The following is a 10,655-nucleotide window of genomic DNA, read 5'->3' as shown; positions in this document are numbered from 1 at the left end:
CCCGCCACAACCACCATCCAGTGGCCGCAACCGGGGCAACTCCCCTACTCTACACAGTCCGGTTCGTGGTGTCAAGCACCGGCTTGCCGGGTTTGACGTTCACCGTCCGATCCACGTAGCAACGCAGGCCGAACGCCTTCGGCTGTGCTTCGGGAATTTGGCAGGCCGTCCGCGGCGACGCTTTCGCTCCGCTCTTTCGTCCGGTTCCCTGCCGTTCGTTCACATTACCCGATTCTCGCCCCCACCCCAAGTCGGATCGCTCATCCGTTGAAGACAGTTGCCAGATCAGGCACCAGTCAAGGCCAGCGCTCGGCGCTACCTGCCTGGTTTGCGTCACGTGGTCCCGGATCTTGATCTCCGGCGTCCCCGCGAGCAGAGAGAAAACTACGCCCGCCAGATCACGATCGTCAACTGAGCGACCGTTGTCCTGCGTCACATCCCGGACGGGGCGTTCGAAAACGACCCGGTTCTGGAATTGGGACGCCGGCGGACGTACTCCGTGTTCAACACCGACCGGGGAACCTTCATTCCCGCGACCAGCGCCCCGTCCCGCACCGAGCGACTCGGCGACGTTCCGGACACCCCTATGTCAACGCCGGCCCCTCAGGAGACATTCCCGAGACCAGCAACCCGCATCCGCACAGAACCAGACCGCACAAGCAGACCAGACCGCACAAGCAGACGCAGCAGACAGCCCAACCCACCACCACACGCCGCATTCCCCGCTCCGTGCAGGGACATGGCAACGCCACAGCAGCGAACCAGACAACCTAAGCCAACGCCGACGCCCCAGAAGACACTCCCGAGACCAGCAGCCACACCACGCGGCCAAGCCACACGCGGGCGACACAAGAAAGCTCAACGCCAACCGCAGGAACGTCATTCCCACGACCAGCGCTCCCAGCCACCCGAGGACAGCCTCGAAGGCGACCGGACGACCTCCATGTCAACGCCGTGTCCCTGGAAGGCATTCCCAGCGACCTGGCCACCGATCCGCGGACTGGTGCCGAGGGGAAGGCCAACGCCGCACCGGCGCCGGCCATTCCCGCACGGTCACCGCTGCAGCTCGACCCCGGCGATGTTCTTCTTGCCGCGGCGCAGGACCAGCCACTTACCGTGCAGGAGCGCGTCCTCGGGCACACCCGCCTCGGCGTCGGTCACCCGCACGTTGTTGATGTACGCGCCACCTTCCGCGATGGTGCGACGGGCGTCGCCCCGGCTCGACGCGAGGCCGGCATCCTTGAAGAGGTCAGTGACCGGAGGCAGGGCGCCCGGGAACATCGTCATGCCGGCTTCGGCCAGCGCAGCCCGGAGCGTCGTCGGCGGGAGCGCCTCGAGGTCACCCCGCCCGAAGAGGGCCTTGCTGGCCTCGATGACCGCGCGGGTCTCCTCCTCGCCATGCACAAGACGGGTGACCTCCTCGGCCAGCCGTCGCTGGGCGAGGCGGGCTGCCGGCCGCTCGGCGGTCTCCTTCTCCAGTTCGAGGATCTCCTCGCGGTCGAGGAACGTGAAGATCCGCAAGAGCTGCCCGACCGTCGCGTCGTCGACGTTGATGAAGTACTGGTACAGCGCGTACGGGCTGGTCATCTCCGGATCGAGCCAGAGGTTGCCGCCGCCGGTGGACTTGCCGATCTTCTCGCCAGCCGCGTTGGTGACCAGCGGCGTGGCCAGCAGGTGAACGGACTCGCCGGTGGCCCGGCGGATCAGGTCGGAGCCCGAGGTGAGGTTGCCCCACTGGTCGCTGCCGCCGGTCTGCAGGCGGCACCCGTACCGGCGGAACAGCTCCAGGAAGTCCATGCCCTGCAGGATCTGGTAGCTGAACTCGGTGTAGCTGATACCGGCTTCCGAGTTGAGCCGGGCGCTGACCGCCTCCTTGGCGAGCATGGCGTTGACCCGGAAGTGCTTGCCGATGTCGCGCAGGAAGTCGAGCGCGGACAGCCCCTCGGTCCAGTCGAGGTTGTTGACCATCTGAGCGGCGTACTCGCCGTCGAAGTCCAGGAACGGCTCGATCTGCCCGCGGATCCGCTCGACCCAGCCGGAGACCGTCTCCCGCGAGTTGAGGGTGCGCTCGGACTGCGGCCGCGGATCACCGATCAGACCGGTGGCACCGCCCACCAGAGCGAGCGGCTTGTTGCCCGCCATCTGGAGGCGACGCACGGTCAGAATCTGGACCAGGTTGCCGACGTGCAGGCTGGGCGCCGTCGGGTCGAAGCCGCAGTAGTAGGTGATCGGCCCACGCGCCATCTCGGCGCGAAGGGCGTCGAGGTCGGTGGAGAGCGCGATCAAACCGCGCCACTGCAAGTCATCGAGTACGTCCGTCACGTCAGCGATTGTCCCCCATCGGCGACCGCAGGTCCCAACCGGTTTATCGGCCCGGCGGAGCAGTGCCGCCCGAGCGTCGTTTCGGCACGTGCCGCCGGTACTCGCTGACCGTCGGGTCACCGGCGATCCAGAAGCGCCAGGGCGTGTCGTGGCCCCCGGTCACGCCGACCCGCGGCCCGCTGTGAATCAATTCGTCGGGCAGCGGGGTCACCGGCGGCAGCAGTGTGACCGGACCACCGCCGAGCAGGTAGGTGCCGTACGCCGAACCGTCGATGCCCAGCGCCGAGCACAACCGGGCCGGCCCCCGGGCCAGCTGACGATCATCGGGTACCCGCAACCGACGACGAGCCCGGGCCGTCTCGACGCCGTCGACAACCGCCCCAGCCCGCAGGAGAACGGCGGCCGCCTCGCCTTCGGGCCCGCAGACCGCGTTCAAACACCAATGCATTCCGTACGTAAAGTAGACATAGGCAAATCCCGATGGGCCGAACATCACCTCGTTGCGAGGTGTGCGCCCGCGGTGGGCATGCGAGGCGGGGTCGCCGCCGGTGCCGGCGTACGCCTCGACCTCGGTCAGTCGTACCGTCACGCCGCCCGCGGTCAACCGGCAGCCGAGCAGCCCACGGGCAGCCACGTCGGCGGGGCCGGCGAGCAGGTCGGCCAGCTCCTGTCCAAAGCTCACTCACGCCCCCCACATTCCACTGTGAACCCCCACCAAACCCGACATGCACCGATCGCCATTGTCCCAGAGTGCGAGACGGTGCAGGTACAGGCGTCGGGCTCGACGCGGTTCGGGGCCGGGCGGGTTGCGGACCGCCGCGGGCTCGCCTATCGCCCGCTCACGCTGTTCCGCATGGCCATATACCCTTCCGCCGATGCGGCGCGTACCGCATCGGCGGAAGGCAACTGTCAGAGCGCGCCCGCTCGCGCTTACCGCGGTACGACCGACTCCGCGGCCCACTCGCGCCACCCGTCGAGCCGGTCCTGCACGGCCGAGTACTGCTCGCTCACCGGCCCCGGTCCCGTCGAGCCCGGCGTCGTACGCGCGGCGAGCGCCCCGCGTACCGACAGCACCTCGCGTACCGCTGGGGTCAGGTGCGGACTGGTCGCCGTCAGGTCGTCGTCGGAGAGTTCATCGAGCGCGCAGTCGCGGTCGGAGCAGATCCTCACCAGCTTGCCGGTGATCTCATGCGCCTCGCGGAACGGCACCCCCCGGCGCACCAGCCAGTCGGCGATCTCGGTGGCGAGCGTGTACCCGCGGGGCGCCGCCTCGGCGAGCCGGTCCACCCGTACCGTCATGGTTGAGATCATTCCGGCGAGCGCGGGCAGGACCACTTCGAGGGTGTCCACCGCGTCGAAGACCGGCTCCTTGTCCTCCTGCAGGTCGCGGTCGTACGCGAGCGCGAGCCCCTTGAGCATGGCGAGCACGCCGGCCACGTGCCCGATCAGCCGACCGGACTTGCCACGGGCCAATTCGGCGATGTCGGGGTTCTTCTTCTGCGGCATGATCGACGACCCGGTGGCGAAGGCGTCGTCGAGTTCGACCCAACCGAACGACGGCGTCGTCCACAGCACGACCTCTTCGCCGAGGCGGGACAGGTGCACGCCGGTGAGCGCCGCGACGAACAGGAACTCGGCGACGAAGTCACGGTCGGAGACGCCGTCGATGGAGTTGGCCACGGGTGCGTTGAAGCCCAGTTCGCGGGCGACCAGGGCCGGGTCGAGCGGCAGCGACGAGCCGGCGAGCGCGCCGGAGCCGAGCGGCGAGACGGCGGCGCGGCGGTCCCAGTCGCGCAGCCGGTCGAGGTCGCGCAGCAGCGCCTGGACGTGGGCGAGCAGCTGGTGTCCGAACGTGATCGGCTGCGCCGGCTGCATGTGGGTGAAGCCCGGCGCGGGCGTGTCGATGTGCCGGCCGGCCTGCTCGACCAGCGCGTCGGCGAGTTCGACGATGCGCGCGGCGACCCCACGGGCGTGGTCGCGCAGGTACAGGCGCAGGTCGGTGGCGACCTGGTCGTTGCGGGAACGGCCGGCGCGCAGCTTGCCGCCGAGCGTGCCGAGGCGTTCGAGCAGGCCGCGCTCGAGGGCGGTGTGCACGTCCTCGTCCTCGATCGTCGGTCGGAACTCACCGGCGGCGCAGGCCGACTCGAGGTCGTCCAGCGCGGCGAGAATGTGACCCAGCTCCTCGGCGTCGAGCAGACCGGCGCGGGCCAGGACGCGGGCGTGCGCCCGGGAGGCGGCCAGGTCGTAGGGGGCGAGCCGCCAGTCGAACTGGACGCTCACGCTGAGGCGGGCCAGGGCTTCGGCCGGGCCTCCGGCGAAGCGGCCACCCCAGAGTCGGGTCGGTCCGTCGGTCTGCGTCACGCTGGAGCTCCTTGGTCTTTACGAAATCTTGGGGAGTTTGACATCGAATACGATGCCAAACTCCCCAAGATCGGGAACATCTGGGTCAGCCGTCGAAGCGGGCGTCTCGCGCGGCGGCCAGCCGGCTGGGCAGGCCCCACAGGTCGACGAAGCCCTTGGCGAGGGACTGGTCGAACATGTCGCCCTCGTCGTAGGTGGCGAGGCTGAAGTCGTACAGGCTGGCCTCCGAGCGCCGGCCGGTGACGACGGCCCGGCCGCCGTGCAGCACGAGGCGAACCTCGCCACTCACGTGCTTCTGCGTCTCGGCGATGAACGCGTCGAGGGCCTGCTTCAGCGGCGAGAACCACAGTCCGTCGTAGACGAGCTCGCCCCAGCGCTGGTCGACGGTGCGCTTGAAGCGCGCCACGTCCCGCTCGACCGTGACGTTCTCCAGCTCCTGGTGGGCGGTGATGAGGGCGATGGCGCCGGGCGCCTCGTACACCTCACGGCTCTTGATGCCCACGAGCCGGTCCTCGACCATGTCGAGGCGGCCCACGCCGTGCTCACCCGCGCGGCGGTTCAGCTCCGCGATGGCCTGGTACGGCGTGACGGTCTCACCGTCGATGGCGACGGGCACGCCGGCCTCGAAGGTGATGACGACCGTGTCGGCGTCCTTGGGCACCGTCGGGTCCTGCGTGTAGCTGTAGACGTCCTCGATGGGCGCGTTCCAGATGTCCTCGAGGAAGCCGGTCTCGACGGCGCGGCCCCACAGGTTCTGGTCGATCGAGTACGGCGACTTGCGCGTCACGTCGATCGGCAGGCCCTTCTCCTCGGCGTACGCGATGGCCTTGTCCCGGGTCCAGGCGTAGTCACGGGCCGGGGCGATGACCTTGAGGTTGGGCGCGAGGGCGCCGATGCCGACCTCGAAGCGGACCTGGTCGTTGCCCTTGCCGGTGCAGCCGTGGGAGACGATCGTGCCGCCGTGCTTGCTGGCCGCGGCGACGAGGTGCCGCACGATCAGCGGCCGGCTCAGCGCCGACACCAGCGGGTACCGATCCATGTAGAGGGCGTTCGCGCGCAGCGCCGGCAGGCAGAAGTCGGCGGCGAACTCCTCGCGGGCGTCGATCACCTCGGCCTCGACGGCGCCGCAGTCCAGCGCCCGCTGGCGGATGACGGCCATGTCCTCGCCGCCCTGGCCGAGGTCGACGGCGACGGCGATGACCTCGGCGCCGGTCTTCTCGGCGAGGTACGGGATGGCGACGGAGGTGTCCAGCCCTCCGGAGTATGCAAGCACGACCCGGTCGGTCACAATGTGCTCCCTTCAGAATTCTCGGATGTGTGCGGGCCGCCGGGAGCGGCTGCGATGTCTGGGTTGGTTCCGGTGTCGGTGTGGCCCCACGCGGCGAGCTTCTCCGCCAGCGCCGGGCCGCCCAGCACGTCCCGCGCGACCACGAGGATCGTGTCGTCGCCTGCGATCGTGCCGACCACGTCCGGCAGGCCGGAGCGGTCCAGGGCGCTGGCGAGGAACTGGGCCGCGCCGGGCGGGGTACGCAGGATGACGAGGTTGCCGCTGGCGTCGGCGCCGGTGAGCAGCTCACGCAGCAGGCGTACGAGCCGGGCCGGCGCCTGCTCCGCCTGGCGCAGCGGGCGGTTGCCGTCCTCCGGGATCAGGTACGCCCCACCCACCTTGACCGCGCCCAGTTCCTCCAGGTCGCGCGACAGCGTGGCCTGGGTGACCTGGATGCCCTCGGCCGCCAGCAGTTCGGCGAGCTCGGTCTGGGAGCGTACCGAACGCTCCCGGATGAGTCCGACGATGCGGGCGTGCCGGGCGGCCTTGGTGGGCGGTGCGGTCATGAGACCAGCCACGTCAACAGCGCCTTCTGGGCGTGCAGGCGATTCTCGGCCTCGTCCCAGGCTGCGCTGGCGTCGAGCACCTCGCTGGTGATCTCCTCGCCGCGGTGGGCCGGCAGGCAGTGCAGGACGACCACGTGCGGCTTGGCGCCGGCGAGGAGTTCACTGTTGATCTGGTACGGGAGGAACGGCGTGATCCGGTCCAGCCCGTCGTGCTCCTGCCCCATCGACGTCCAGCAGTCGGTGGCGACCACGTCAGCGCCGGCCACCGCATTGATCGCGTCGTGACCGATCTCGACCGAGCCGCCGGTCGTCGCCGCGATCTGTGCGGCCTTGGCCACGACCGCCGGGTCGGGGTCGAAGCCGGCCGGGCCGGCGAGCCGTACGTGCATGCCGGCGGTCGCGCCGGCGAGCAGGTACGAGTGGGCCATGTTGTTGGCCGTGTCGCCGAGGTAGGCCAGGGTGCGCCCCTCGGTCCCGCCCAGCCGCTCGCGGATCGTGAGCAGGTCGGCCAGGAGCTGGCAGGGGTGGAACCCGTCGGTGAGCGCGTTGACCACCGGTACGGACGAGGCCGCCGCGAGCGCGGCCAGCCGAGAGTCGGCGTGGGAGCGGATGACGATTGCGCTCACGTACCGTGACAGCACGCGCGCGGCGTCCTCGATGGTCTCGCCGCGGCCGAGGTGCGTGGTCTGGGCGTCGATGATGATCGCGTGGCCGCCGAGTTCGGCGATGCCGGCCTCGAACGAGGTACGGGTACGCAGGCTCTGCTTTTCGAAGATCACCGCGACCGACTGCGGGCCTGCGAACGGCCGGTGGCCGTGCCGGTCGGCCTTGAGCGTGGCAGCGAGGTCGAGGACGGCGGCCTGCTCGGCGGGGCTCAGGTCGTCGTCGCGCAGGAAGTGTCGGGTCGTCATACGGCGGTGTCCAATGCTGCGGGCAGGGCCGCGACGAACGCGTCGGCCTGCTCGGTGGTCAGGATGAGTGGCGGGGCCAGGCGGATGACGCCGGGCTGGATGGGGTTGGCGAGGAAGCCGGCGCTCGCCAGGGCTGCCGTCACCGTGGCGGAGACCGGCGCGGTGAGCACGATGCCGAGCAGCAGTCCGGCGCCGCGTACCCCCTCGACCAGCGGGTGGCCGAGCGCCTCGATGCCGGCCCGCAGGCGCTCGCCGACCCGCTTGACGTGGTCGAGCAGGTCCTGCGACTCGATCGTGTCGAGGACGGCGAGCGCCGCGGCGCAGCAGACCGGGTTGCCGCCGAACGTGGTGCCGTGGGCGCCCGGGCCGAGCAGCGTCGCCGTCTCGCCGAAGGCGATGCAGGCGCCGATCGGCAGGCCGCCGCCGAGCCCCTTGGCGAGCGTCACGACGTCGGGCGCCACGCCCTCGGCCTGGAAGGCGAACCAGTACCCGGTACGCCCGATACCGGTCTGCACCTCGTCGAGGGCGAGCAGCGCGCCGTGCCGCGCGGTGATCTCCCGAGCCGCGGTGAGGTATCCGGCCGGCGGTACGACCACGCCGGCCTCGCCCTGGATCGGCTCGAGGATGACCATGGCTGTCTCGTCGGTGACGGCGGCGGCGAGCGCGTCGACGTCGCCGTACGGCACGTGCTGCACGTCGCCCGGCAACGGCCGGAATGGATCGCTCTTCGTCGGCTGTCCGGTGAGCGCCAGCGCGCCCATCGTCCGGCCGTGGAACGCGTTGACCGTGGCGATGACGTGGCTGCGACCGGTACGCCGGGACAGCTTGAACGCGGCCTCGTTCGCCTCCGCGCCGGAGTTGGCGAAGAAGACGCCACCGGGCCTGCCCGCGAGCGCCAGCAACCGGGCGGCCAGCGCCGGCGCCGGCGGCGAGACGTACAGGTTGGACACGTGGCCGAGGGTCTGGATCTGCTCGGTGACCGCGCGCACGACGGCCGGGTGGGCGTGGCCGAGCGCGTTGACCGCGATCCCGCCGACGAAGTCCACATAGGACTTGCCTGCCTCGTCGACGACAACGGCGCCCTCACCGCGCACCAGGGCCAGCGACGGAGTCCCGTACGTGTTCATGATCGCGGAGTTCCACTGGCCGACGATCGACGTCATGACGGCACCACCATCGTTCCGAACCCTTCCGAGGTGAACACTTCAAGCAGGATCGAGTGCGGCACCCGGCCGTCGACGACGTGCGCCGCGGGTACCCCGCCCTTGACCGCGCGCAGGCATGCCTCCATTTTGGGCACCATCCCCGAGTCGAGCGTGGGCAGCAGCTCGTCCAGCTCAGCGGCGGTCAGCCGGGTGATGAGGCTGTCGGTGTTGGGCCAGTCGGCGTACAGGCCTTCGACGTCGGTGAGCACGACGAGCTTGCGCGCCCCGAGCGCGACCGCGAGCGCCGCGGCGGCGGTGTCGGCGTTGAGGTTGTGCAGGACACCGTCGGCGTCGAGCGCGACCGTCGACACCACCGGGATCCGGCCGGCGGCGACGAGGTCGATGATCGCGGACGTGTTGACCTCGGCGACGTCACCGACGTGCCCGACGTCGACCGGCTCCCCTTCGACGAAGGCGGCCCGCCGCACCGCGGTGAACAGCTGTGCGTCCTCGCCCGACATGCCGACCGCGAACGGCCCGTACCCGTTGATGAGGTTGACCAGCTCCCGGCCGACCTGCCCGAACAGGACCATCCGGACGACGTCCATCGTCTCGGGCGTGGTCACCCGTAAGCCCCCACGGAACTCGCTGTCGATGTCGAGGCGCTTGAGCATTGAGGAGATCTGAGGCCCACCGCCGTGCACGACGATCGGCTTGAGCCCCACGTACCGGAGGAACACCATGTCGGCGGCGAAGGCCCGCTTGAGCTCCGCGTCGACCATCGCGTTGCCGCCGTACTTGACGACGACCGTCGCGCCGTGGAACTCGCTCAGCCACGGCAGGGCCTCGATAAGGGTGGTCGCCTTGCCCAGGGCGATGCCGAGATCCCGTCCGTTCATGTCGAGTACGCCGAGTTCTCGTGCACGTACCCGAGGGACAGGTCGTTCGTCCACACGGTCGCCGTCTCCTCTCCGGCATGCAGATCCACCCGTACGTGGATCTTGCGCCCGGTCAGGTCCACCTTGCCCCGGTCGTCACCGGCGGCTCCCCCACGGCAGATCCACACGCCGTTGATCGCCACGTCGAGCGCGTCCGGGTCGAACACGGCCTTGGTGGTGCCGATGGCGGCGAGGATGCGGCCCCAGTTGGGGTCGTTGCCGAAGAACGCGCACTTGACCAGGTTGTTGCGGGCGATCGTCCGCCCCACCTCCACCGCGTCGGGCACGCTCGCGGCGCCGGTCACCTCGATGGTGACGTCCTTGGTCGCGCCCTCGGCGTCGGCGAGTAGTTGCTGGGCCAGGTCCTGGCAGGCCGCGGTGACGATCGCGGTCAACTCGTCGGCCGACGGCTCGATCCCGGAGGCGCCGCTGGCCAGCAGCAGGACGGTGTCGTTGGTCGACATGCAGCCGTCGGAGTCGAGCCGGTCGAACGTGACCTGGCATGCCTTCTGCAACGCCAACTGGAGAACCGCCGAGTCGGCCACCGCGTCGGTGGTCAGGACACAGAGCATCGTGGCGAGGGCGGGAGCGAGCATCCCGGCACCCTTGGCCATGCCACCGACGGTGAACCCCTCGCCGGTCTGCACCGTGGTCTTGGGCCGGGTGTCGGTCGTCATGATCGCTTCCGCGGCGGCCGGTCCGCCGTCGCGCGCCAGCCCCCGGACGGCCGCGTCCACCCCGGACAGCAGCTTGTCCATCGGCAGCCGCTCACCGATCAGACCGGTCGAGCAGATCGCCACGTCCACCGCGCCGAACGGCTGCCGGGAGCCGGCTGTCAGCCGCTCCGCGACGTGTTCGGCGGTGCGGTGGGCGTCCTGGAAGCCCTGGGGGCCGGTGCAGGCGTTGGCGCCGCCGGAGTTGAGCACGACCGCGCGTACGACGCCGGAGCGCAGCACCTGCTGGCTCCACAGCACCGGCGCCGCCTTCACGCGGTTGGCCGTGAAGACACCGGCGGCGGTGGCGTCCGGCCCGTCGTTGACGACGAGCGCCACGTCGGGCTTGCCCGACTGCTTCAGCCCGGCGGTCGCGCCGGTCGCCCGGAACCCCTTGGGGGCAGTAACGCTCATGACGCCACCTCGCTGCGC

At 70.3% G+C, this 10,655-nt stretch carries 10 protein-coding genes; all 10 read right to left on the bottom strand.

The window, feature by feature from the left end:
- Positions 1–49 precede the first annotated feature (49 nt).
- Entirely contained in the window at positions 50–436 is a 387-nt protein-coding gene (locus tag HC028_RS17825; protein ID WP_168078466.1) for a hypothetical protein, read from the bottom strand.
- Between the two features lie 617 nt (positions 437–1,053).
- A complete protein-coding gene (gene tyrS / locus HC028_RS17820) occupies positions 1,054–2,322 on the bottom strand; it encodes a tyrosine--tRNA ligase (protein WP_168078465.1) in 1,269 nt (422 codons plus the stop codon).
- A 43-nt stretch (positions 2,323–2,365) separates the two neighbouring features.
- Complete coding sequence (locus tag HC028_RS17815; protein WP_168078464.1) at positions 2,366–3,004, bottom strand: DNA-3-methyladenine glycosylase; 639 nt, start codon at positions 3,002–3,004, stop codon at positions 2,366–2,368.
- A gap of 248 nt (positions 3,005–3,252) precedes the next feature.
- Positions 3,253–4,683 carry an argininosuccinate lyase gene (argH, locus tag HC028_RS17810; RefSeq protein WP_168078463.1) on the bottom strand — a complete coding sequence of 477 codons (1,431 nt, stop codon included), beginning with the start codon at positions 4,681–4,683 and terminating at the stop codon, positions 3,253–3,255.
- A gap of 85 nt (positions 4,684–4,768) precedes the next feature.
- Positions 4,769–5,971, bottom strand: coding sequence for an argininosuccinate synthase (locus HC028_RS17805; RefSeq protein ID WP_168078462.1), 1,203 nt, complete (start codon positions 5,969–5,971; stop codon positions 4,769–4,771).
- The gene (locus tag HC028_RS17800) at positions 5,968–6,516 is read right to left on the bottom strand and encodes an arginine repressor (RefSeq protein WP_168078461.1); all 549 of its coding nucleotides are present in this window, start codon (positions 6,514–6,516) and stop codon (positions 5,968–5,970) included. Before HC028_RS17800 ends, HC028_RS17805 begins: the two co-directional genes overlap by 4 nt.
- A complete protein-coding gene (argF, locus tag HC028_RS17795; RefSeq protein WP_168078460.1) occupies positions 6,513–7,427 on the bottom strand; it encodes an ornithine carbamoyltransferase in 915 nt (304 codons plus the stop codon). Before argF ends, HC028_RS17800 begins: the two co-directional genes overlap by 4 nt.
- On the bottom strand, positions 7,424–8,590 hold the full coding sequence (locus HC028_RS17790) for an acetylornithine transaminase (RefSeq protein ID WP_168078459.1): 1,167 nt from the start codon (positions 8,588–8,590) through the stop codon (positions 7,424–7,426). The genes argF and HC028_RS17790 overlap by 4 nt, the downstream gene beginning before the upstream one ends.
- Positions 8,587–9,471 (bottom strand): acetylglutamate kinase, encoded by an 885-nt coding sequence (gene argB / locus HC028_RS17785; protein ID WP_168078458.1) that lies wholly within the window; start codon positions 9,469–9,471, stop codon positions 8,587–8,589. Before argB ends, HC028_RS17790 begins: the two co-directional genes overlap by 4 nt.
- A complete protein-coding gene (gene argJ, locus HC028_RS17780; protein WP_168078457.1) occupies positions 9,468–10,637 on the bottom strand; it encodes a bifunctional glutamate N-acetyltransferase/amino-acid acetyltransferase ArgJ in 1,170 nt (389 codons plus the stop codon). The genes argB and argJ overlap by 4 nt, the downstream gene beginning before the upstream one ends.
- Positions 10,638–10,655: the final 18 nt, after the last annotated feature.

It is taken from the genome of Planosporangium flavigriseum, assembly GCF_011947225.1.
Classification (GTDB): Bacteria; Actinomycetota; Actinomycetes; order Mycobacteriales; family Micromonosporaceae; genus Planosporangium; species Planosporangium flavigriseum.
Note: the sequence above shows the minus strand (reverse complement) of the source record. Positions and strands in the feature narration are given on the sequence as shown.